Annotated in this window: 20 protein-coding genes and 1 pseudogene; 7 read left to right on the top strand and 14 right to left on the bottom strand. The window is 66.8% G+C overall.

All coding sequences use genetic code 11. The features are described from left to right. Nucleotides 1-5 precede the first annotated feature (5 nt). A complete protein-coding gene (gene hisS, locus AC1DR1_RS16525; protein WP_229995070.1) occupies nucleotides 6-1346 on the bottom strand; it encodes a histidine--tRNA ligase in 1341 nt (446 codons plus the stop codon). Nucleotides 1347-1623: 277 nt separating this feature from the next. Here hisS and AC1DR1_RS16530 point away from each other — a divergent pair, with 277 nt between their 5' ends. The 3 genes from AC1DR1_RS16530 to AC1DR1_RS16540 all read left to right on the top strand — a co-directional run bounded on the left by AC1DR1_RS16530 (nucleotide 1624) and on the right by AC1DR1_RS16540 (nucleotide 4962). Then, nucleotides 1624-2430 (top strand): peptidylprolyl isomerase, encoded by an 807-nt coding sequence (locus AC1DR1_RS16530; protein WP_229995069.1) that lies wholly within the window; start codon nucleotides 1624-1626, stop codon nucleotides 2428-2430. 61 nt (nucleotides 2431-2491) lie between these two features. Beyond that, nucleotides 2492-4168, top strand: coding sequence for a DUF349 domain-containing protein (locus AC1DR1_RS16535; RefSeq protein WP_476992912.1), 1677 nt, complete (start codon nucleotides 2492-2494; stop codon nucleotides 4166-4168). Between the two features lie 101 nt (nucleotides 4169-4269). Continuing rightward, complete coding sequence (locus AC1DR1_RS16540) at nucleotides 4270-4962, top strand: hypothetical protein (RefSeq protein WP_476992913.1); 693 nt, start codon at nucleotides 4270-4272, stop codon at nucleotides 4960-4962. A 62-nt stretch (nucleotides 4963-5024) separates the two neighbouring features. Here the strand turns inward: AC1DR1_RS16540 and AC1DR1_RS16545 are convergent, their stop codons facing one another. From AC1DR1_RS16545 to pdxT, 9 genes are all read right to left on the bottom strand, one after another. After that, nucleotides 5025-7316 carry a RelA/SpoT family protein gene (locus AC1DR1_RS16545; protein WP_364743768.1) on the bottom strand — a complete coding sequence of 764 codons (2292 nt, stop codon included), beginning with the start codon at nucleotides 7314-7316 and terminating at the stop codon, nucleotides 5025-5027. A gap of 254 nt (nucleotides 7317-7570) precedes the next feature. Further along, the gene (gene secF, locus AC1DR1_RS16550) at nucleotides 7571-8590 is read right to left on the bottom strand and encodes a protein translocase subunit SecF (protein ID WP_476992914.1); all 1020 of its coding nucleotides are present in this window, start codon (nucleotides 8588-8590) and stop codon (nucleotides 7571-7573) included. Next, entirely contained in the window at nucleotides 8591-10366 is a 1776-nt protein-coding gene (secD, locus tag AC1DR1_RS16555) for a protein translocase subunit SecD (protein WP_229995066.1), read from the bottom strand. A 105-nt stretch (nucleotides 10367-10471) separates the two neighbouring features. Beyond that, nucleotides 10472-10894, bottom strand: coding sequence for a preprotein translocase subunit YajC (gene yajC / locus AC1DR1_RS16560; RefSeq protein WP_476992918.1), 423 nt, complete (start codon nucleotides 10892-10894; stop codon nucleotides 10472-10474). A 261-nt stretch (nucleotides 10895-11155) separates the two neighbouring features. Further along, nucleotides 11156-12304: a Holliday junction branch migration DNA helicase RuvB gene (gene ruvB, locus AC1DR1_RS16565; protein WP_476992915.1), complete on the bottom strand. Its 1149-nt coding sequence runs from the start codon at nucleotides 12302-12304 to the stop codon at nucleotides 11156-11158. Then, nucleotides 12297-12941, bottom strand: coding sequence for a Holliday junction branch migration protein RuvA (gene ruvA, locus AC1DR1_RS16570; RefSeq protein WP_476992916.1), 645 nt, complete (start codon nucleotides 12939-12941; stop codon nucleotides 12297-12299). Before ruvA ends, ruvB begins: the two co-directional genes overlap by 8 nt. 92 nt (nucleotides 12942-13033) lie before the next feature. After that, nucleotides 13034-13612 carry a crossover junction endodeoxyribonuclease RuvC gene (gene ruvC / locus AC1DR1_RS16575; protein WP_090578046.1) on the bottom strand — a complete coding sequence of 193 codons (579 nt, stop codon included), beginning with the start codon at nucleotides 13610-13612 and terminating at the stop codon, nucleotides 13034-13036. Between the two features lie 34 nt (nucleotides 13613-13646). Beyond that, the gene (locus AC1DR1_RS16580; RefSeq protein WP_229995062.1) at nucleotides 13647-14402 is read right to left on the bottom strand and encodes a YebC/PmpR family DNA-binding transcriptional regulator; all 756 of its coding nucleotides are present in this window, start codon (nucleotides 14400-14402) and stop codon (nucleotides 13647-13649) included. Nucleotides 14403-14405: 3 nt separating this feature from the next. Beyond that, entirely contained in the window at nucleotides 14406-15116 is a 711-nt protein-coding gene (gene pdxT, locus AC1DR1_RS16585; protein ID WP_229995061.1) for a pyridoxal 5'-phosphate synthase glutaminase subunit PdxT, read from the bottom strand. 80 nt (nucleotides 15117-15196) lie between these two features. On the opposite strand from pdxT, the gene AC1DR1_RS16590 reads away from it, so the two are divergent. The 3 genes from AC1DR1_RS16590 to AC1DR1_RS16600 are packed head-to-tail and all read left to right on the top strand — an operon-like array spanning nucleotide 15197 to nucleotide 17768. Further along, the gene (locus tag AC1DR1_RS16590) at nucleotides 15197-16486 is read left to right on the top strand and encodes a Mur ligase family protein (protein WP_229995060.1); all 1290 of its coding nucleotides are present in this window, start codon (nucleotides 15197-15199) and stop codon (nucleotides 16484-16486) included. Beyond that, complete coding sequence (locus AC1DR1_RS16595) at nucleotides 16483-17280, top strand: type 1 glutamine amidotransferase (protein ID WP_290369388.1); 798 nt, start codon at nucleotides 16483-16485, stop codon at nucleotides 17278-17280. Before AC1DR1_RS16590 ends, AC1DR1_RS16595 begins: the two co-directional genes overlap by 4 nt. Before the next feature lie 5 nt (nucleotides 17281-17285). Next, entirely contained in the window at nucleotides 17286-17768 is a 483-nt protein-coding gene (locus AC1DR1_RS16600; protein ID WP_476992917.1) for a GNAT family N-acetyltransferase, read from the top strand. On the opposite strand, the gene AC1DR1_RS16605 is transcribed toward AC1DR1_RS16600, so the two are convergent. From AC1DR1_RS16605 to AC1DR1_RS16615, 3 genes are read right to left on the bottom strand one after another with little or no spacing between them, the layout of a single operon-like run. After that, a complete protein-coding gene (locus tag AC1DR1_RS16605) occupies nucleotides 17765-18604 on the bottom strand; it encodes an alpha/beta fold hydrolase (protein ID WP_364743628.1) in 840 nt (279 codons plus the stop codon). The genes AC1DR1_RS16600 and AC1DR1_RS16605 overlap by 4 nt on opposite strands. Then, nucleotides 18601-19452, bottom strand: a complete 852-nt coding sequence (locus AC1DR1_RS16610; protein WP_229995057.1) for an alpha/beta fold hydrolase — start codon at nucleotides 19450-19452, stop codon at nucleotides 18601-18603. Before AC1DR1_RS16610 ends, AC1DR1_RS16605 begins: the two co-directional genes overlap by 4 nt. A gap of 11 nt (nucleotides 19453-19463) precedes the next feature. Next, nucleotides 19464-20741 (bottom strand): CapA family protein, encoded by a 1278-nt coding sequence (locus tag AC1DR1_RS16615; RefSeq protein WP_476966335.1) that lies wholly within the window; start codon nucleotides 20739-20741, stop codon nucleotides 19464-19466. A gap of 82 nt (nucleotides 20742-20823) precedes the next feature. Between AC1DR1_RS16615 and AC1DR1_RS16620 the strand changes: the two genes are divergently transcribed. Next, nucleotides 20824-22836: a M3 family metallopeptidase gene (locus tag AC1DR1_RS16620; RefSeq protein ID WP_229994064.1), complete on the top strand. Its 2013-nt coding sequence runs from the start codon at nucleotides 20824-20826 to the stop codon at nucleotides 22834-22836. Nucleotides 22837-23104: 268 nt separating this feature from the next. Here the strand turns inward: AC1DR1_RS16620 and AC1DR1_RS16625 are convergent. Continuing rightward, nucleotides 23105-23278 (bottom strand): annotated as a pseudogene (locus tag AC1DR1_RS16625) (pyridoxal 5'-phosphate synthase lyase subunit PdxS); the annotation flags it as partial.

Raw genomic sequence — 23278 nt, forward strand, 5'->3', positions numbered from 1 at the left:
AGGAACTAGCGCGCGGCGGTTACGCGCACGTGCAGGTCCTCCTCGGAGGGCGTCCACGCGTCCGGGTCGGCGTCGTACTGCTCGCCGGTGCGGATGTCCTTGACCTGGTGCTTGCCGTCGTCGTCGGTGAACCAGACAAACGGGATGCCGCGGCGGTCGGCGAACTTGATCTGCTTGCCGAACTTCTCGGCCTTCGCGGCGACCTCAGTGGCGATGCCCCGGCTGCGCAGCTTTGCCGCGACATCCTGCGCCGCGCCCCAGCTCTCGTCGTTGTTGAGCGTCACCAGCACGGCGGTCGGCACGGAGCGCGAGGCCTTGGCGAGGTCCTGGCTCAGGATCCGTGACACCAGGCGGGTCACGCCGATCGAGAGGCCGACGCCGGGGAATTTGCGGTTGCCCTTGCTGGCCAGTGCGTCGTAGCGGCCGCCGGAGCAGATCGAGCCCAGCTGCTCGTGTCCCACTAGGACGGTTTCCACCACGGTGCCCGTGTAGTAGTCCAGGCCGCGGGCGATGCTGAGATCGGCAACGACTCGTCCCGGGGCGTGCAGGACGGCGGCCGCGATGACCTGCTCGAGCTCGTTCAGGCCTTCTTCCAGCAGCTCATTGGTGACACCCAGCGCCCGGACTTGCGCCACGAAGGACGTGTCCTGGGTACGGATACCGGCGAGTTTCAGGGCGGCCTGCGCCTGATCGTCAGTGGCGCCGAGTTCCTCCTTGAGCAGCTCGGCCACCTTCGCGGGCCCGACCTTTTCGAGTTTGTCGATGCTGCGCAGAACGCCCGCGGTGTCCGTGAGCCCGATCCCGGTGTAGAAGCCTTCGGCCAGTTTGCGGTTGTTGATCCGCAGCAGGAAATCGGGGATGGGCAGCGCGTTGAGCGCCTCGGCGATCACGAGCGCGATTTCAACGTCGTAGCGGAACGGCAGTTCGCCGTCGCCGACAACATCGATGTCCGCCTGGGTGAACTCGCGGGCCCGTCCCTCTTGGGGACGTTCCCCGCGCCAGACTTTCTGGATCTGGTAGCGGCGGAACGGGAAGGCCAGGTAGCCGGCGTTTTCCACGACGTACCGGGCGAAAGGCACGGTGAGGTCGAAGTGCAGGGCAAGGGCATGCGGGTCGAACTTGGCCGCGGAGTCCTCATCGTCCTGGAGCCGGCTGAGGCCGTAGACCTCTTTGTCGATTTCGCCCTTGCGCAGCAACTGGCCCACCGTTTCCACGGCGCGGGTCTCGATCGAGGAGAAACCATGGAGTTCGAACGTCCGGCGCAGCGTGTCCAGCACATGGAGTTCCACCAGCCGCTCCTCGGGAAGCCACTCGGGGAATCCTGACAGGGAGGCTGTGCGTGCCATGGTGAAATTTTCTCCTCTGGTTACCACTGCGGTATCTCGTTGCTACTGCAGCATCTTCGGGCGCGGGTCCCACGCGGCATTCATCTGTCGAAACGTAACGAAGATAAGCGGCAGACCGGCCAGTCGTGCATAAACTGTGTGCGGCAGTCAGTTTATGCGTTCGGCGCCCGCTTCTTCCAACGGAGCCGGCCCCGGCGGGACTGCCGGCAGCTTGCTGCCGCTGCCGCGACGGCGCCTACGGCCCGTAACGGAAGCGGCCATACAACCAGGAGGACCATTGGCGGCCAGTTCACGCAGCGCACGCGAGGCGAAGCGGCGCGTTCAGCAGATGGAGGCCAGGCGAGGCCTGCGCAAGGACCAGGACAAGCGCCGCAAGCGCGACAACGTCCTGGCCATCAGCGTCGGCACAGCGGCGATCGGCCTGGCCCTGGTCCTGCAGCTCACAGTCTTCGCGTCCAACCCGACCGAGGAGGAGTTCGCGGCCGTGCAGGAGGGGCTCCAGAGCCCGTCAGCGTCCGCCACGCCGACAGCTGCCCCCACGAATGCCGAGAACATCCCCAAGCCGGAAACGGCCGCGGGCAAGACCTTCACGGGCGAGCTCAAGCTGAACCGTGGCGGGCTCGGCGTCGAGCTCGACGGAACGAAGGCCCCGCAGGCGGCGGCGGTGTTCAAATCCCTCGCCGACCAAAACTTCTACAACGGCCTCAGCTGCCACCGGCTGACCACGGCCGAGAACTTTGGCGTACTGCAGTGCGGTTCCAAGGCCGGAGACGGCAGCAGCGACCCGAGCTACATGTGGGGCCCGCTGGAAAACACCCCGCAGGACAACAAGTACCCTGCCGGGACGATCGCCGTGGCCCGGACCGGCGGGAACGCCAACAGCAACGGCACCCAGTTCTTCATTGTGTACAAGGACACCGTTATCCCGGCGGATGCCGCCGGTGGCTATACGGTGGTGGGCAAGGTGACCTCGGGTCTCGACGTGGTGAGCGGGATTGCCGCCGCCGGACTGAAGCCAGGCGACAACGCCACCGACGGCGCACCTGCGGAACCAGTCACGATAGACTCGTTCTCACTGAAGTGACCAGCCACGGCCCTGAAGGCCGTGGTCCCGGTATTTCCCTCCAAGCGAAAGACTTCTAGCGGTGACAGACAGTCAGAAATCCGACGAAACATTGGCAAYAGCAGCTGCCAACGAAACCGAAGCCGAGGCAACCCCAGCCGAGAGTGCAGGCGCTGCCGTAGACGCCGCCGGCGAGGCTGCGGCAACCGCAGCCCCAGCCGCGGGCGAGGACGCCGAGGCCGGCGAGGACGCAGCGGCCACCGAGTCCGCGGTGCCAGCAGCGCCCACCGAGTCCGCACAGCCCGCCGAGGCACCGTCGGCGGAGACGGCAGCCGAGCCTGCTACTGAGCCGGCAGCCGAGACTGTTGCCGAAACCGGGGCCACTGCTGCTCCGTCGTCGGCCGCGCGTCCCGCGCCGAGCCCGGCAGCGTTTGCTGCCCGGCCGAAGGCCAAGCCGTCCCCGGCCGCACCGGCCCCCGCGCCGGTGGCCGTGTCCTCCGCAGCCTCACTGGCCGAAGCAGCCCGCTGGGGCCGTGTTGAAGGCGACGGCCATGTCTTCCTGACCGTTGACGGCACGGAATATCCCGTCGGCCAGTACCCGGGAGTCAGCGCCGACGAGGCCCTGGGCTACTTTGCCCGGAAGTTCGACGACGTCGTGGCCCAGATCGTCCTGCTGGAACAGCGTGTGAGCTCCAAGGCGCCCACCGCGGACATGCAGAAGACCGTCACGCACCTGCGCGAGCAGCTTGCCGAGCGGAACATGGTGGGCGACTTCCGCTCGGCCGAGGCACGGCTGGACGCACTGGTGACGCAGATCGGCGAGCTCGAAAAGGCCGAGAAAGCCGAGCACGACGCCGTCCGCGCCGCTGAGCTTGCCGCCCGCGAGGCCATCGTGGCCGAGGCCGAGGAAATCGCCGGCCACGATCCCGCGCAGATCCAGTGGAAGACCTCCAGTGCGCGGATGAACGAACTGTTCGAGAGCTGGAAGACCGCCCAGAAGAGCGGGGTCCGGCTCGGCCGCAGCAACGAGGACGCGCTGTGGAAGCGGTTCCGTGCCGCCCGCACTGTGTTTGACCGGCACCGCCGCGCGTACTTCTCCCAGCTGGACAGCACCAACTCGGCAGCCAAGGCAGCCAAAGAGAAGCTGATCGCCGAGGCTGAGGCCCTTTCCTCCTCGACCGACTGGGGCTTCGCCGCCGGCGAATACCGCCGCCTCATGGATGAGTGGAAAGCCTCCCCGCGCGCCAGCCGCAAGGACGACGACGCTCTGTGGGCCCGCTTCCGCGCCGCCCAGGACGTCTTCTTCACGAACAGGCAGGCAGCCAACGACGAGATCGACCAGGAATACGGTGCGAACCTGGTGGTGAAGGAAGCGCTCCTGGTGGAGGCCAACGAGCTCCTGCCGATCAAGGACCTACCGGCGGCCAAGAAGGCGCTGCAGTCCATCCGTGACCGCTGGGAAGAAGCCGGCAAGGTTCCGCGCGCCGACATGGGCCGTATCGAAGCCGGCCTGCGGAAGGTGGAGGACGCCGTCCGCCACGCCGAGGACGAAAACTGGAAGCGCTCCAACCCGGAGACGAAGGCGCGCACCAACAGTGCCCTGACCCAGCTCGAAGCCGCCATTGCCGGTCTCAAGGAAGACCYGGCCAAGGCGGAGAAGGCGGGCGACGAGCGCAAGATCACGGCAGCCCGGGAAGCCCTCGAGGCGCGCCAGGCCTGGCTGGAGCAGCTCGAGCGCTCGGCGAGCGAGCTCTCCTAGGCACACGGCACACCAGCAAGCCAGTCGAGGCCCCGTTTCGGTTATCCACATGACCGGAACGGGGCCTGTTCCATGTCCAGGGAACCGGGAACGATGGCGGAATGGTACTCATGCCCCGCGCTCCCGCCGCACGTTCCGGGCAGCCTGCTCCGGACCGGTGCGCCCCCGGAATGCCTGTTCCGGGCCGGCGCGCTCCCGGGCCGGGGCCGGAGCACTGCGAGCTCTACTCCCCCGGCGCACTGTTCTCCTGGCCGGAGCTGCAGGCCATGGCCGCCGACGGCGTGCTGACGCAGCTGTACCAGCGCGGCTATCTGCCCCCGGGCGCCCCTGCCAGTCCGCAGCTGCGCGCCCGTGCCGCGTCACTGGCTGTGGCGCCGGCGATCCGGCAGCGGGTCGTGGCGGGGCGGATGACCGCGGCCTGGATCTATGGTTGCGCCGCGGAGCCGGACCGCCTGGCGCTGCTGGTTGACGCCAACCGACGGATTTCCAGCCTGAGGTCCGTGCGCGGCTGCACCTTCCACGAAGTTCGGCTGGGGCCGTTCGACGTCGTCAGCATGGGAGGTCTGATGGTGTCCAGCCCGCTGCGCACGGCCGTGGACGTGGCCTTGCATGTGGAGGCGGAACGGGCCGTGCCGGCCCTGAGGGCGTTACTGGCCCGTCCCGAGCTGGGCGTGCGTCTCCGGCTGCTCAGGCTTGCCGTCGAGGCCAGCCCGCGCGTCCCGCACAAACGGGCGGCGCTGGCGAAGCTGGCCGCCCTCCCGGCACAGCCGGAGGCGCCCGATGCAGCGGGCTAGCGTTGCTGGGTGCCGGACAGGTATCCTGGCCCGGCTTCCCGGGTCCGACCGCCGGGGCCGGATCAGCTGCGGCGGCGGTTTCCGGTGGTGCGGTACACGTCGAAGACGCCGTCGATCCGGCGGACTGCGCTAAGCACATGGCTGAGGTACTTGGGATCGCCCATTTCGAACGCAAACTTCGAGATTGCCACGCGATCCGTGGACGTGTGGACGCTCGCCGCCAGGATGTTGACGTGGTTTTCCGAGAGCACGCGGGTGACGTCGGAGAGCAGCGATTTGCGGTCCAGTGCTTCGACCTGGATCTCCACGAGGAACACGCTGGCCTGCGTGGGCGCCCAGTCCACTTCCACGATCCTGTCCGGCTGACCCATCAGACCGCTCACGTTCGTGCAGTCGGTCCGGTGCACAGAGACGCCGGAGCCGCGCGTGACAAAGCCAAGGATCGGGTCCGGCGGGACCGGCGTGCAGCACCGGGCCAGCTTCACCCAGACGTCGTCCACGCCGCGGACAACAACACCGGAATCGGAGAACCGGGTCTTGCTGACCTGGGTGGGGATGGAGACTTCGGTGAGGGCGTCGTCCGGGTGCTCGTTTCCACCGAGGCTCTCCACCAGGCGTTCCATGACGGACTGTGCGGAGGTGTGGCCGTCGCCCACGCCGGCGTAGAGCCCGGAGATGTCGACATACTTGAAGTCCTCCGCGATCGCGGCGAGGGCGTCGTGGGTCATGAGCCGCTGCAGCGGGAGGTTTTGCTTCCGCATCGCCTTGGTCAGCAGGTCCTTGCCGCGGTCAATCGCTTCCTCGCGGCGTTCCTTGCTGAACCATTGCCTGATCTTGTTACGGGCCCGGGCGCTCTTGACGAAGTGCTGCCAGTCCTGGCTGGGGCCGGCGCCTTCAGCCTTGGAGGTGAAGATTTCCACCCAGTCGCCGTGGTTCAGTTCGCTGTTGAGTGGAACGAGCTTGCCGTTGACGCGCGCGCCTATGGTCCGGTGGCCCACCTCGGTGTGCACGGCATAGGCGAAGTCCACGGGCGTGGATCCGGCAGGCAGGGCCATGACCTCGCCCTTGGGGGTGAACACGAACACTTCGCGGGCGTTGATTTCAAAGCGCAGGGAGTCGAGGAACTCGCCGGGGTCCGACGTTTCCTGCTGCCAGTCCACGAGGGAGCGCAGCCAGCCCATGTCGCCGTCGCGCGGGCTGCCTGGCCCGGCGGCCGTCCTGTTCGGCTGGTCCTTGTACTTCCAGTGCGCGGCGACGCCGTACTCGGCCCGCCGGTGCATTTCATGGGTGCGGATCTGGATTTCCACCGGCTTGCCGCCGGGACCGATCACCGTGGTGTGCAACGACTGGTACATGTTGAACTTGGGCATCGCGATATAGTCCTTGAACCGCCCGGGCAGGGGGTTCCAGCGCGAGTGCATCGCGCCCAGGGCCGCATAACAGTCGCGGACTGAATCGACCAGGACACGGACGCCCATGAGGTCGTTGATGTCGTCAAAGTCTTTATCGCGGACGATCATCTTCTGGTAGATCGAGTAGTAGTGCTTTGGCCGTCCGGTGATCGTGGCCTTGATCTTCGCTGCCCGGAGGTCTTCGGTGATCTGGTTACGGATGACCGAAAGGTTCTTTTCGCGCTCCGGCGTCCGGTCCCCCACCATGCGCACGATTTCCTCGTACACCTTGGGATACAGGGCAGCGAAGGACAGATCCTCCAGCTCCCACTTGATGGTGTTCATGCCCAGCCGGTGGGCCAGCGGCGCAAAGATTTCCAGGGTTTCGCGCGCCTTGCGGGCCGAGGACTCAGCCGAGACAAAGCGCCACGTGCGGGCGTTGTGGAGCCGGTCGGCGAGTTTGATCATCAGGACACGGATGTCCTTGGCCATGGCGACGACCATCTTGCGCACGGTCTCGGACTGGGCCGCCTCACCAAAGCTGACCTTGTCCAGCTTGGTGACGCCGTCCACGAGCATGGCCACTTCCGGGCCGAACTCGGCCTTCAGGTCTGCCAGCGTGTAGGAGGTGTCTTCGACAGTGTCGTGCAGCAAGGCCGCGGCCAGCGTGGTGCCGCTGAGGCCAAGTTCGGCGAGGATGGTGGCCACCGCGACCGGGTGCGTGATGTACGGGTCCCCGCTCTTGCGCTTTTGGCCCCGGTGGCAGCGCTCGGCAACCACAAAGGCGCGCTGGATGAGGTCGAAATCCTCTTTGGGGTTGTTGGCACGGACCGTGCGCAGCAACGGCTCCAGGATCGGCGAGTACGCGGGAGCACCGCGGCCAGTCAGCCGGGCAAGGCGTGATCTCGTGCGCTCGCGCCGGCCAGGAAACGTCGGCCGGGCACCTGAATTGTGAACCGGCACGGAAACATCGGGACGTCCGGGACCCACTAGGTCAGTCTGAGAACCCTGACCCAGGCCCTCGTCCGCAGGTGCCTTCGGCACCGGCGTCGAACGTTCTTCCAAGGGAGCACCTCTCGCGACCGGTTAATTATTCAAGTGTATTCCCGCGGCAGGATACTTCGATAACCGGCCGGGATACGGCGACGGGCCGGGGCCGTCGAAATTGACGCCTCCGGCCCGTCTGCTGGGCTTGTGCTTAGGGTCTGGCGGGAGGCTCAGGCCGTAGCTGGCGACGCAGAAGACGTGGTCTTGGCGGCCGCTTCGGCGCGCCGCTGTTCCACCCGCTTGGCCTGTTTGACGAGTTCAGGTTCGCCCTGCCGCAGCGCGGCGTACAGCGGAGCCGCGATGAAAATCGTCGCGGCGGTGCCCACCAGGATGCCCACGAACAGCGCCAGGGACAGGTCCCGCAGCGTTCCGGCACCGAGCAGCCCGGCACCGATGAAGAGGATCGCGCCGACCGGCAGGATGGCAACCACCATGGTGTTGATGGACCGGACCAGGGTCTGGTTGATGGCGAGGTTGACCTCTTCGGCGAAGGTCCGCCGGGTGGACGCCTGCATGTCCGAGGTGTTTTCGCGGATCTTGTCGAACACCACCACGGTGTCGTACAGCGAATAGCTGAGCACCGTCAGGAAGCCGATGATGGCCGACGGCGTCACTTCGAAGTCACTGAGGCCGTAGATACCGGCGGTCATGAACATTGTGACGGCCATGCCGACAAGTGCCGAGAGCGACATCTTCCAGGTCCGGAAGTAGAGCGCCATCAGGACGGCGGCCAGACCCACAAAGATTGCCAGGCCCATCAGTGCCTGCTTCGTGACGTCCGCACCCCAGGTGGGGCCGACGAAGGTTGAGGTGACCTCGTTATCCGTCACGCCGTAGGCCGTGGTGAGGCCTTCCTTGATCTGCAGCGTCTCGTCGTCGGTGAGCTTGTCCGTCTGGATGCGCATAGTGGTGCCGGCGACGTTAGCCACGCGAGGCACGGATCCCGTCACGACTCCCTGGACGGCTTTCTCGCCGAGGGAGGCATCGGTGGTCTTGACGTTGGAGACCGTGAATTCAGAGCCGCCGCGGAACTCGATGCCGAGGTTGAAACCACCCTTGGCGATCGGGATCAGGATCGAGAGGGCGACGGCGATCCCGGCGATCAGGAACCAGATCTTCCTGTAACCGACGAAGTCGTACGAGCGCTTGCCCGTGTACAGCTCATTGCCGAATGTTGAGAAGTTGACCATTTACTTGCCCTCCTTGGACGCGCTCTTGGAGGTACCGGCGAGCTGTGCCTGTTGTGCCTGATCCTGCTTTTCGGCGAGACGGCGTTCTGCAATGGTCATCCGGCGTTCTGCCTCGGCGGCGGCGCCGGTGTTCTTCGCGCGCACCACTGCCACGGGCTTGTCCTCCGGGGTACGCATCCTGCCGGCACCGCGGTACAGCGGGACGGCTCCCAGGCGCTTCGGGTCCAGACCCGAGAACCTGTGGCCTTCGCCGAAGAACTTGGTCCGGGCCAGCAACTGCAGGGTCGGGTGGGTGAACATGAACACGACGATGAGGTCGGCGATCGCGGTGAGGCCGAGGGTGAACGCGAAGCCGCGGACGTTGCCCACCGCCACGAAGAACAGCACCACGGCCGCGAGGAGGTTCACGGCCTTGGAGGCGAGGATGGTGCGCTTGGCCCGCTTCCAGCCGTTTTCCACGGCCGAGACGAGGCCGCGGCCTTCGCGGAGCTCATCGCGGATGCGTTCGAAGTAGACGATGAACGAGTCGGCCGTCTGGCCGATCGCCACGATCAGGCCGGCGACGCCGGCGAGCGAAAGCCGGTAGTTTTCGGTCCAGCCGAGGATGGCGATGGCCAGGAACGTCAGCACCCCGGCGATCACGAGGGAAGCCACGGTCACGAGGCCAAGGGCCCGGTACTGGAACAGCGAGTAGACAAACACCAGCAGGAGGCCGATCACGCCGGCGAGCATACCCATGCGGAGCTGCTCCCCGCCGAGGGTTGCCGAGATCTGCTGTTCGCTCTGGATTTCGAAGCTGATCGGCAGGGCACCGAAACGAAGCTGGTCCGAGAGGGCCTTGGCCGACTCCTCGGTAAACCCGCCGGTGATCTGCGGCCGGCCGTCGGTGATGACGGCGAGAGAGCGCGGGGCGGAGATGACCTGGTCGTCCAGGACGATTGCGAACTGGGACTTCGGATCCGAGCCGGTCTGGCCGCCGCCGGCGGCATAGAACTTGTACAGACGCTCTGTGATTTCCTTGAACTTGGTGGTGCCCGCGTCATCGAACTGGATGTTGACGGCCCATTCATTGGTCACGGCACCCTGGGCGCCGCGCTGCAGCTGGAACGAGGACGACTTGATGTTCGAGCCCTTCACCTCAACCGGACCGAGGATGTACTTGATCGCCGGCGAATTGGCCGACGCCGGCTCACAGGTCACCAGCGGCTTGGTCGGGTCGGAGCGCTGCTGCTTGTCCTGGGACGGGTTGTCGCAGTCGAGTGCCTCAAACTGCTTGTAGACCTCGGGGGTAATCCAGTTCTCGTCGCTGCTGTTGGCGGGTTCCGCCGTCGGCTTCGGCAGCTGGTCGGCCGGGGTCCGGGACGCCTCTGGGACCGCAGCGCCGGGGCCAGTCTGGATAACCGGGCGGAAGTTCATGTCGGCGGAGGCCTGGATCAGCGCACGGGTCTCCTTGGCAGGCGTTCCCGGGAGGCTGACGACCACGTTGCGGCCGGACTGCGTGCTGATTTCCGCTTCCGCTACGCCCGAGCCGTCCACGCGCTGACGAATGATCGCCACGGCCTGGTTGAGCTGGTCTTCGGTAATACCCGAACCACCCTCAACCTTGGGCGCCAGGATCATCTGGGTGCCGCCTTCAAGGTCCAGGGCGAGCTTTGGAGCCCAGCCCGCCTGGCCGGCAATCGTGCCGCCCGCCAGGACAGCCGTCATGGCGGCGATGAGTACGCCAAGCCAGACCAGCATCCTGATGGCTGAGTTTTTGGGGCCAGTTCGTGCCATTGTCGATCTTTCTATTATTTGCGGCGGATCCGCCGGCGCGGGCTCTGGGCCCCCGCCGACGGATGCCCGCAACCGTTGCTTCGCGGGACAGCTCAGGTAGGCAGACTAGCTGTCTTTTTTACCTTCGTCATTGAGGCGGCGCAGGGTTTCCTCGGGAGTTTCATTGATGGGCGATTCGTTGACAGCGGCGGCGCTGTCCGTGTTCTCAGCGTTCACCTTCTCAGTGGTCAGCGAGGACGCGTCGTCGGGAACAACCGTCGGCTCCTCGGCCGCAACAACCGGCTCCACAATTTTGGTGACGGCCTGCCGGTGCACGGTGGCGGTGTTGCCCGGGGAGAGCTCGAGCGTGACCTTGTTCTCGGCCTCATCGATGTTGATGATCCGCCCGAACAGTCCGAAGCTCGTCATGACCTCCACACCGGGCTCGAACTTGGACTGAAGCTTGGCCTGCTGCTGCTGGGTCTTCTTGTTGCGGCGGAACATCATGAAGACGAAAAGTCCGAGCATGACGAACAGGAGAACCGTCATGATGTCGATGCCGCCGCCGGCCTGCGGCTGGGTCTGGGCAGAAATAAGTCCGAACACAGGGATTGTTCCGTTCTCTACTTGCATAGCTGTTTTTCAGCAACGTCCGTTTGCTCCGGGCGGCGCGGGCAGGGGTCTGCACAGCAAGCTGGCAAAGAGACCATCCCCAAACCGCCGGCGGCTACCTGCTCTCCGCCCACGGAAACAAAACCCGAACGTGCCGAGCGTCATACCAGTCTAAAGGGAAAAGCTGAAAGTACGGTGCTAGCGGCTGTTTCTGATTCGCTGCGGACCTGTTTCGTCACCGAGAACCCCGCCGGACTCGCCCTGCGGGCCCCCGCCCGGCTCATCGGCCCGCTCATCGGACAGCTCATCGGCCCGGAACAGCTCCAGCGGGTCCTGGCCGAAGACGCCGGCAGGAACGGCGAAGCCCAAGTGCGTCCACGCCGGCGCCAGGGCTATGCGGCCGCGTGGCGTCCGGCCCAGCAGCCCCTCCCGCACCAGGTAGGGCTCGGCGACCGTTTCCACGGTCTCCGTTTCCTCGCCGACGGCGATCGCGAGGGTGGACAGGCCCACCGGCCCGCCGCCGAACTTGGTAATGAGGGCTTCGAGAACGGCGCGGTCCAGCCGGTCCAGGCCGCGTTTGTCTACCTCGTACATATCCAGGGCGGCGGACGCCGCCCTGGCATCAATTTGCTCGATGCCGTGCACGAGTGCCCAGTCCCGGACCCGGCGCAGGAGCCGGTTGGCGATGCGCGGCGTGCCCCGGGACCGGCCGGCGATCTCGCTGAATCCGGCCGAGTTGACCTTGAGGTCCAGCAAGCCGGCGGAACGGCGCAGAACCAGTTCCAACTCTTCCACTGAGTAAAACTCAAGGTGGCCGGTGAAACCGAACCGGTCCCGCAACGGCCCTGGAAGCAGGCCAGCCCGCGTGGTGGCGCCGACCAGCGTAAAGGGCGGCAGTTCCAGCGGGATGGCCGTGGCGCCGGCGCCTTTGCCGACGACGATGTCGACGCGGAAATCCTCCATCGCCATGTACAGCATTTCCTCGGCCGGGCGGGACATGCGGTGGATTTCGTCCAGGAACAGGACCTCGCCTTCAGAGAGCGAGGACAGGATGGCTGCGAGATCGCCCGCGTGCTGGATGGCCGGGCCGCTGCTGATCCGCAGCGGGACGTTCATTTCGGCGGCGATGATCATGGACAGCGTGGTCTTGCCCAGCCCTGGAGGGCCGGAGAGCAGCACGTGGTCCGCGCTGCGGCCACGCATGCGCGAGGCTTCCAGGACGAGGGACAGTTGCTTGCGGACCCGGTGCTGGCCCACGAAGTCGTGCAGATTCTTGGGCCGGAGGGCGGCTTCGATGACGCGCTCCTCCGGCTCTTCTCCCCCTGCGACAATCGATGGCTCAGCCACGCGCGCCTACCCGGTTTCCGGCGCGGGCGCCGTCCTGCCCCAGCCAGCGCAGCGTCGCGCGGAGGATTTCCGCCACATTGCCGTTCGCGGCCAGGTCCGGGGAATCGGCCAGGGATTTGTCGATGCTGGCGGTGGCGTCCCTTTCGGACCAGCCAAGGCTGGTCATCGCGGCGACGACCTGCGGCTTCCAGACGGATTCCGCGGAAACCGCCGCGACGGGCGCACCAGCGGTGCCGTGCGGCACGAGCTTGCCGGCGAGTTCCAGCACGATCCGGCCGGCCACCTTCGGTCCAATTCCGGGGACCTTCGTGAAGGCCTTGCCGTCGCCGGAGTGGGCGGCCACGCGGATGGCTTCCGGCTCGTGGACTGCCAGCACGGCCAGGGCCAGGCGGGGTCCGACGCCGCTGACGCTGAGCAGGATATCGAACACAACACGTTCGTCATCGCTGGCGAAGCCGAACAGGGTCAGCGAGTCCTCCCGCACGATCAGGGACGTGAACAGCTTCCCCTCCTCCCCCACCCGGAGGCCGCTGAGGGTCTGGGGCGTGGCGCTGACGCTCATGCCGGCGCCGTTGAGGTCGATCACGGCGGAGGACAGGCCAACGTGCGCAACGGTTCCGCGAAGAAAACTGATCAAGGCCGGGCTCCTGGGTCTGCAGCCGGGTAACCCGACTATCCGAACATATCTACGAATACCCTACCAAGTTCCAAGGGGGGACAGCCGGACATTCAGCGCGCACGGCGCGCTTTTGCCTCTGCGTCCGCCCACGCCCGCTGGGCCGGAGTGAGGGACTGGCTGCCAGGCCCCGTCGTCGCCACGGCGGCGCCGCTGCCGGCCCGCCAGGCGTGCGTAATGGCCAGCGCGAGGGCGTCGGCGGCGTCGGCCGGGCGCGGGGGCGCGTCCAGCCGGAGGATCTTGGTCACCAGCTTCGTGACGGCATCCTTGTTCGAGGTCCCGCTTCCCGTGACGGCGGCCTTGACCTCGGACGGGGTGTGAAGCGCCACCGGGATGCCGCGGCGCGCGGCGGCCGCAATGACCACGCCGGAGGCCTGGGCCACCCCCATGACCGTGCTGACGTTGAGCTGGGAAAAGACCCGCTCCACGGCGAGGACGTGCGGCTCGTACTTGTCCAGCCACTCGTCGATGGACGTGGCGATGACAAGCAGCCGCTGGTCCAGGCTCTCCTCGGGGGACGTGCCCACCACGCCGAAGGCCACCATGGTGGCCCGCCGGTTCCTCTCGACGTCGACGACGCCGATCCCGCAACGGGTGAGGCCCGGGTCAACCCCCAGGACGCGCAGGGTCAAGACCGGGCCTCAAAATCACGGCTGGGTGAGGGTGTCACTCGGCTTCCAGTGCGGCCTGCACTTCGTCGCTGAGGTCGGCGTTGCTGTAGACGTTCTGGACGTCGTCGAGTTCTTCCAGGGCGTCCACGAGCTTCATGAACTTCTTGGCGGCGTCGAGGTCCAGCGGCACCTGCATCGACGGCACAAACTCGGCCTCATCGGTGTCGTACTCGATTCCGGCTTCCTTGAGGGCATCGCGGATGGCCTGGAGGTCGGTCGGCTCTGAGTGGATCTCGAAGCCGTCGCCGTTGTCCTTGACTTCCTCGGCTCCGGCGTCGAGGACTGCCATCAGGACGTCGTCTTCGCTGAGGCCGTTCTTCGGCAGCGAGACGACGCCCTTGCGGCTGAAGAGGTAGCTGACCGAACCGGGATCGGCGATCGTGCCGCCGTTGCGGGAGATGGCGAGCCGGACCTCGGAGGCGGCGCGGTTCTTGTTGTCCGTGAGGCACTCGATCAGCAGCGCGGAGCCCTGCGGGCCGCGGCACTCGTACATGATTTCGGTGTAGTCCACGACTTCGCCGGTGAGCCCGGCGCCGCGCTTGATGGCGCGGTCGATATTGTCGGCGGGCACCGAGGTCTTCTTCGCCTTGGTGACGGCGAGTTCCAGGCTCGGGTTGCCGGACAGGTCAGGGCCGCCCATGCGCGCGGCGACTTCGATGTTCTTGATCAGCTTGGCGAACGACTTGGCCCGGCGGCTATCAAGGATGGCCTTCTTATGCTTGGTCGTCGCCCATTTGGAGTGGCCTGACATGCTTTACGCTTCTCCTCTGATCATTCGAATAAACAGTTCATGCACGCGCTTCTCCCCCGTCACTTCCGGGTGGAAGGAGGTGGCCAGCAGCTTGCCGGAACGCACTGCAACAATTCTAGCCGTCCCGTCCAGGACAGCGGCATGCGAGGCATGCTCCGGGTCCGCGGGTTCCACCTGCGCCAGGACCTCGACGCCCGGACCCATACGCTCCACCCATGGGCCGCGGATGAATACCGCATGGACGGGAGCCACACCGGAGCCGGTGTCGCTGAAGCCCAGTCCCTTGAATTCGAGATCGGTCTCGAAGGACTCGCGCTGCCGGCCGAAAGCATTGCGGCGCACCGTAATATCCAGGCCGCCGAAGGTCTGCTGCGGGTTCCCGGCAAGGTCCGTCGCCGGATCTGCGATCTCGTCCGCGAGCAGGATCATGCCCGCGCAGGAGCCATAAACTGGCAGGCCGTCGGCGATGAGTTTGCGCAACGGATCCGCGAGATCGAAGGCGCGTGCGAGCTTGTCGATGGTGGTGGATTCACCGCCGGGAATGATCAGGCCGTCGAGGCCGTCGAGCTCGGCCGGGCGGCGGACTCCGATGCCGGTGGCGCCCATATCTTCCGCTGCACGCAAGTGCTCCCGGAAGTCGCCTTGAAGGGCGAGGACACCGATCCGTAGGCCTGTACCCGCGCGGGAAAGGTCCGAAGAAGGGGGGTTGGTCATCCATTCAGCATAGTGCTACTGCCTCCGTCCGGGCGCCGCCCGGCAGGGTTCCATGCCGCTGCTGGGATATATTACAGAGCATGCTTTACTTCAGCGTTCCGCTCGGCAAGCTCGTCCGCCGGGTCTCCCGGCTCAGGGGCGGAGGCTCGGCCCTTCCCGGGCTTGTGGTCGAAAAAATCGACCCCGGTTTCATGCGGCGGACACTGTCCACGCTGCCACTGGGGGTCGCCGTCGTCAGTGGCACGAACGGGAAGACCACCACCACCAAGATGGTGGTGGAACTTCTGGAGAGCCAGGGGCTGAAGGTCTTCACCAACCGCACCGGCAGCAACTTCACCCGCGGCGTGGCCGCGGCGCTCCTGGGCGAGGTGGACTGGCGGGGCCGGCTCGATGCCGACGTCGCGGTCCTGGAACTGGACGAGGCGCACGCCGTGCACTTCGTCAACAAGGTCCCGCCGCGGTACAGCCTCCTGCTCAATGTCCTCCGCGACCAGCTGGACCGTTTCGGCGAGATCGATAAGACCGCTGAACTGCTCCAGCACATCGCGTCCAAGACCACCGGGACCGTTGTCCTGAACCGGGAAGACCCCCGCGTGGCCCGGATCGCCCAGACCCTGGACGGGCCGGAGGTGCTCTACTTCGGGCTGGACGATTCCCTGCTGAGCACCTTCCCCAACGACGACGACATGCGCGCCGCCCCGGGGAGCCCGGTGCCTCCCGCACCGGCCCGGCCGGCCGCCGACGTCGTGCTGCGCCGCGTGGGCGCCGACGACGCCGATTTCGAGTACGACGGCGCGACGGTCACCACGGCGATGAAGCTGCGCGGCGTCTACAACATCTTCAATGCCGCCGCCGCACTGACCCTGGCCCGCGGTGTCTCGGGCGCCCGCGGCACCGGTACCGACCAGGCCGGCCTGCTCACGGCGCTGTCCAAGGTGGCGCCGGCGTTCGGCCGCGGCGAGAGCCTTGTGGTCGATGGCCTGCCGCTGGAACTGGTCCTGGTCAAGAACCCCAGCGGTTTCCGGCTCGGCCTGAAATCGTTCCCGGCCGCCGGGTACGCCACGATGATCGCGATCAATGACAATTACGCTGACGGACGGGACATGTCCTGGCTGTGGGACGTCGAATTCGACACCCTCCGCGACGGCGGCGTGGACCAGCTCACGGGCTCCCGCGCGTACGACATGGCGCTGCGGCTGCAGTACGACGACGTCGCCATCGGCGCCGTCGACACGGAAATCGCGCCGGCACTGGCAGCGTTCATCCGCGGCGGCCAGGGCAAGCCGAAGAGGATCTTCTGCACCTACACGGCCATGCTGGCCATCCGCCGCGAGCTGTCCAAAATCACCACAGTGGAGGTGGTCTCATGACCCCCCGGTCCCCCGAAACCCCGCACGAGCTCTCCTTTGGGCACGAACTTCCGCCCGAAGATTCCGCGGCCCCCAGCAAGGGAACCATCCGGGTCCTGCAGCTCTACCCGCGGGACATGAACATCTACGGCGACTGGGGCAACGCCCTGGTCCTCGCGCAGCGCCTGCGCTGGCACGGCTACACGCCGGAACTGCTCGAATACAACGTCGGTGACCCGTTCCCGGCAGACGTGGACCTGATTGTCGGTGGCGGCGGACAGGACAGCGGACAGCTCGTCATCCAGGACGACCTCCTCTCCCGGGAGTCCATCCTGAAGCAACTGGCCGACGCCGGCACCCCGATGCTCGTGATCTGCGGGCTGTACCAGCTCTTCGGGAAGTTCTTCAAGACCCGGCTCGGCTCGGTCCTTCCGGGCATCGGCATCCTGGACGTGGAGACCCACGGCACCGACGAACGCCTGATCGGCAACGTCACCGTCTCCTCCCCCGAGTTCGGCAGCATCCTTGGCTATGAGAACCACAGCGGCCAGACCACGCTGGGACCCGGCGTCGAACCGCTCGGAACCACCGCCAAGGGCACGGGCAACAACAGCACTGACGGCCAGGAAGGCGCCCGCTACCGCAACATCGTGGCGAGCTACCTGCACGGCTCACTGCTGCCCAAGAACCCGGCCCTCGCGGACTTCCTGATCCGGACCGCCGTCGAACGCAAATACGGGAGCTTCACGCCGGGCACCCCGGACGACTCCTACGCGGTGCTGGCGCGCGAACACGCCGCCCGCCGTCCCCGCTAACCCAGATGGCCGGCACCCAGGGCAGCGGGATCCTGATTGGGCGCGACACGCCGGGGCGTACGGATGTCCAGGAATTCTTGAGCGGGCACCTCGCGGACATGTATGCCACCTCTCCCGCGGACAGCGTGCACGCGCTGGATCACGGGGCTCTTTCCGATCCGGCGATCACGTTCTGGACCGCTCGGCAGGGCTCCGAGTTGGTCGGCTGCTGCGCTCTCAAGCAGCTGCAACCCGGTCAGGGCGAGATCAAGTCAATGCGCACCGCAGCCCACGCCCGCGGCCGGGGCATTGCGACGCTTCTGCTCGCCCACCTCCTTGAGCAGGCCCGGCAAAGCGGCTACGAACGGTTGTTCCTTGAGACCGGCAGCCAGGATTTCTTCGCCCCCGCCCGCCGGCTGTACCACCGGCACGGGTTCGTCGACTGTCCGTCGTTTGCCGGCTACGCACTCGACCCGAACAGTGTCTTCATGACCCGTGACCTGCGCTAACTGCCGTTGACGAACGCCAACACGTCCCGGGCGACCCGGCTGCTGGCGGCCACCCGAAGATGACCTTGGCCTTCATACCAAATCAGTGTGCAGTCCGGGATCAGTCCGGCGGTCTCGGCTGCAACATCCTTCGGGAAGAACTTGTCGTGGTCCCCGCAGATGAGCAGTACCGGCGGCCGGATCCTTGGCAGAACGTCCCGTGAATTGAAGCTCAGCTCCGCCCGGACTTCAGTCTGTACGTCATCCGGCGGGTAGTCTGAGCCGGCGAGCAGGCGGCCACCGATGAGGGGCCCCAGTAGCCGGCGGAGCCACCTCAGCCGCGTCCCTGGAAACAGGTACTCGGCGAACACTGTCCCGGCCCGCCCGGCGTCGCCGCTAACCAGGGCGCCGGCCATCCGCGCGTCGACGTCCTTGCCCCAGTCGCTGAGCTCGGCCGCCGCGATGACCACAACGATCCGGCCGAAAGCGTCGGGGTACAGGGCCGCGAGGTACTGGGCAATCATTCCGCCGAAGGATTCGGCCACGACGACGTCAACGTGTCCGCCGAACTCCTCCGAGATCACGTGGGCGTAGTCGCCGGCCATGTCGGTAATTGTGTGCCCGGGCGGCATGTTCCTGCGGCGCGTCACGATCCAAACGGAATATCCCGCGTTCAGATACGGCTGGAACTGCCGGCGGAACATCCGGCGCATCATCCCCTGAGGCACCGCACTGCCTGGGCCGCCCTGGATAAACAAGAGCGTCTTCGGGCCGCTTCCCCAGCACAGGTAATCCATTCCGTTCCGGAACGTCCCGCGCCTGGCACTTTGCTGAGCCGCCAGTGCTCTCGCCATCATCGGCTGACGTAGCTTCCCCGCAGCAGTTCGGCAAACTCCGCCGGCCGGGATGCCGGCCACCAGTGGCCGCTGTCCACCCGGATGACCGTGAGGTTGTCCACCCACGAATCCAGTCCGTCCACGAGGTCCGGCGACAGGAAGGAATCCTTCCGCGGCGTCACCACCAGGACGGGCATCGTCACGCGGCCGCCTGCGGGCCAGGTCCGTGCCCGGAAAAAGTTGGCGCGGTAGAGCGCCAGCCCCCGGATGGGATCATCGCCGACGTCGCGCTTCGCCGTCCGCTCGTAGCGTTTGGTGAGGAACAGGCGCCAGGCGGCCTCTGGCAGCTGCGGGACGAGGAACGCGGCAATGTACCAACTGCGGGCCAGTTGGCCGGCCAGCTGCGGCCACGCCCGGGGACGCGAATACCGGCTTCGCACCCAGCGGGCAAAGTGCCGCAGGTCCGGGCCCGAAATGGACGTGTACCGGCCGATCAGGTCCGCGGCCCTGCGGTCCTGGACGGCCGCCCAGCCCTGGATGGATCCCCAGTCATGGCCCACGAGATGGACGTCCGTGGCCCCGATAGCTGTCAGCACGGCGAACATGTCATCCACGAGGGTCTTCAGGGTGAAGTCTCCGGGGAGTCCGACGACGGCGGACGCGCCCGCGTTCCGGGTGTCGTAGGCGACCACGTGGTGGCTTCTGGCCAGGTCCCGGATGGCCGGCAGGTAGACCTGATGGTCGTCGGGATAGCCGTGCACCAGCAGCAGCGTCGGCACATCCGGTCCGGGCTCCGGGCCGTACTCAAATACGGCCAGCTCGGCGCCGTGCGACGCGACCGTGCGGCGTCGTTCAGTGAACATCTCCATGCTGCCCAAGCTTAGGGCTCCTTGGCGAGAATCAGCTCGTGGGCGCCCGCCGCCGCGGCGCCCATCGACTCCAGCACAGCAGTGGTGCGCCGGCGCGTGGCGGCGTCCGCCGCCGTGCCGGCACACCGGCCCTGCGGGGCGTCGGCCGCCACCGAACACCAGCGGTAGGGTCCGCGGACCATCACCGACGGCGCCCAGGCGAGGTCCGAGGCAGCCCAGGCCCCTGTGGCGTCCTGGCTGAACTGCACCCGGACCAACAGGCCCTCGTTGTTGACCACGAACGACGGCGAGAGCTCGGTAATGCCGTTGCCGAGCCCGTACACAATCCAGGTTCCCTTGTACTTCTCGATCGGCAGCACCGAATGGCTGTGGTGCCCGTAGATCATGCTGAACAGCCCGCTGTCCACGAGCGCATGGGCGACGTCGCGCTGCTGAGTGTTCGGCACGCTGGAATACTCAGCGCCGGCGTGCATGACCCCCAGCACGATGTCGGCTCCCAAAGCCCTGGCCTTGCGCGCCCTGGAAATCATTGCGGCCGGATCGAGCAGGTCGACCTGCCAGGCCTGCTCGGCACGCAGCCCATTGAGGCCGTACGCGGCATCGACGACCGCGATCTTTGCCGCTGGGGTCTGCAGGATCAGCACTTCCTGCGACTCCGCCTCGGTCCGGTATGAGCCCGTGTGCCTGAGCCCGGCGGCGTCGAGGGCGTCCAGGGTGCGGACGAGGCCAGCGGTGCCGCGGTCAACCGTGTGGTTGCTGGCCGTCGTGCAGGCCTGATACCCCACACCCCGGACGGCGGTTAGGATCTGCGGCGGGACGTTGAAGGACGGATACCCGGAGAACGGTCCGTCCGGGCCCGCCACCGGGGTTTCCAGATGGCAGATCGCCACATCGCTCGTCTCGATGTAACGCCGCTGGCCCTCCAGCAACGGCCCGAAGTCCAGCCCCGCCGCGCCGGCAGCACGGGCATCCTCGCGGGCCTGCTGCCAGAGCTGGGGGTGGACCAGCATGTCCCCGGTGACCAGGACGGAGGTGCATCGGAGGGCCGCACAGCCGGGACCCGTACCCGGCGTCGGGGTCGGGGTCGGGGTCGGGGTCGGCGTCGGCGTCGGGGTGCCCGACGGCGGCTGAGCGCTGCCTGCCGCTCCCCCGGTACTGCCGGTTGCCGCCGAGGGGCTTGGGACGCCCGGCCGGGCGAGGAGTCCGCAGGATGCCAGCGACGCCGCGAGGACAACGGCCGCGACCGCGGACAACATCGCACCGTGCGGCGTTGCTGTCCTGGTCTTCATGCCGGTCATCCTACGTTGGGCGGAATCACAACACACGGAGGCGATCGTTGAGAACCCGCGTGCTGCATGAAAGAGTCACTTCATGACCAATCCCCTCCTGAGCCCCAGCACACTGCCCTACGGCCTGCCGCCGTTCTCGGACATCGAAGACGCGCACTTCGCCGAGGCCGTTGAGGCAGGCCTGGCCGAGCACCTTACCGAAATCCAGGCCATCGTGTCCGACCCGGCGGCCCCGTCCTTCGAGAACACCGCCTTGGCCATGGAACGCTCCGGCCGGCTTCTGGAACGGGCGGCCGCCTCGTTCTTCACCCTGGTTTCCGCGGACGCCTCGGACGCCATCCGCGACCTCGAGACCCGTCTCTCCCCGCTCTTCTCCGCCCATCAGGACGCCGTCTACCTCAACCGTGGGCTCTACGAACGCTTCGCGGCGCTGGACACTGACGTCCTGGACGGGGAGTCCGCCCGGCTGGTAGAGGAATACCTTAAGGAGTTCCGGGCCTCCGGCATCCAGCTTGACGACGCCGGCCAGGAGCGCCTCAAGGACGTCAACGCCGAGCTTGCCCGGCTCGGCACCGAGTTCGGGCAGCGCGTCAAGGAAGGCATGAAGTCCGCCGCCCTGCTGCTGGACGACGCCGCCGACCTCATCGGCCTGCCCGCCGACGACATTGCCAGCGCCGCCGAGGCCGCCAGGACCGCCGGGCACGAGGGCAAGTTCCTGCTGACCCTGATCCAGCCAAGCAACCAACCCGCCATGGCCGCTCTGGCTAACCGGGAGGTCCGCCGGCGGCTCTACGAGGCCTCGATCGGCCGCGGCAGCGGCGGCGGCAGCTTCGATGTGCTCGATCTGGTCAAGGACATGGTCCGGCTCCGCGCCGAGAAGGCGGGCCTGCTGGGGTTCGCGAACTTTGCCGAGCTGAGTGTGGACCGGCAGACGGCACCGGACTTCCAGGCTGTTCAGGACATGATGAGCCGGCTGGCCCCCGCCGCCATCCGCAACGCCGACGCCGAGGCCGACGCGCTTGCCGAGGCCTCCGGTCACCCCCTCGAGGCCTGGGACTGGGCGTATTACTCGGCCAAGGTCAAGCGTGAGCGGTATGCCGTGGACGAGCAGGCCCTGCGGCCCTACTTCGAGCTGGACCGGGTTTTGAACGACGGTGTGTTCTTCGCGGCGAACGCCCTGTACGGTGTCACCTTCCATGAACGCGCCGACCTCGCCGGCTACCACCCGGACGTGCGCGTCTGGGAAGTGAAGAATTCCGACGGCACGGACCTGGGCCTGTTCCTGGGCGACTACTACACGCGCGAAACGAAGCGCGGGGGTGCGTGGATGAATTCCCTCGTGGAGCAGTCCGGGCTGCTGAACACCCGTCCTGTGGTGATCAACAACCTCAACATCTCCAAGCCGCCGGCCGGCGAGCCCACCCTGCTGACGCTGGATGAACTCCGCACCACCTTCCACGAGTTCGGCCATGCCCTGCACGGCTTGTTTTCCGCCGTCACGTATCCCCGGTTCTCCGGTACCAACGTGCCGCGGGACTTCGTGGAATACCCGTCGCAGGTCAACGAAATGTGGATCATGTGGCCCGAGGTCCTGGCCAACTACGCCCGGCACCACGCGACCGGCGAGGCCCTGCCGCAGGAAACCGTGGACAAGCTCAACGCCGCGCAACTCTGGGGCGAAGGCTTCGCCACCACGGAATACCTCGGCGCGGCCCTGCTGGACCTGGCGTGGCACGTCCTGGACGGCTCCGATGTCCCGGAGGACGTCGTCGAGTTCGAAGCGAAGGCACTGGCCGCGGCGGGCATCGCCCACAGCCTGATCCCGCCGCGCTACCGGACAGGCTACTTCCAGCACATCTTCGCCGGCGGCTGGTACGCCGCCGGCTACTACTCCTACATCTGGAGCGAAGTCCTGGACGCCGACACCGTGGAATGGTTCAAGGAAAACGGCGGACTCAGCCGCGCTAACGGCAATTTCTTCCGGGACGAACTGCTTTCCCGCGGCAACAGCCGGGACCCGCTGGAGTCATTCCGCGCTTTCCGCGGCCGGGACGCGGATCTCGGGCCACTGCTGAAACGCCGCGGCCTCGACTAATCCTTCATCGATTGCTCCGCAGGCGCCCTTTAGGAGCCTGATAAGGGCAGTTACGGAGCAATCGACGGGGAAACGACGACGGCGGCGAGTCACCAGGAAAGGTGACTCGCCGCCTGTCGTTCAATCAGGAGCGCAAGGCGAAGGGCGGTGTGATCCGGCAGCGTGCGTAAAAGGGGCCCCGCGCCCCGAGCAGCTGCTCAGCTGCCAACAGGGCGCGGGGAATAGCACGCAGAGGATCAGCGCCGTCCGGCGCCCCCAAAGGCGCGAACTACCAGCCGCGTTCGGCGAGGCGGTGCGGCTGCGGGATCTCGTCGACGTTGATGCCGACCATGRCCTCGCCCAGGCCGCGGGAGGCCTTGGCGATCTCGTCCGGGTCATCGAAGAAGGTGGTGGCCTTCACGACGGCGGCGGCACGCTGGGCCGGGTTGCCGGACTTGAAGAT

This window comes from Arthrobacter sp. P4_F10 (assembly GCF_056401435.1).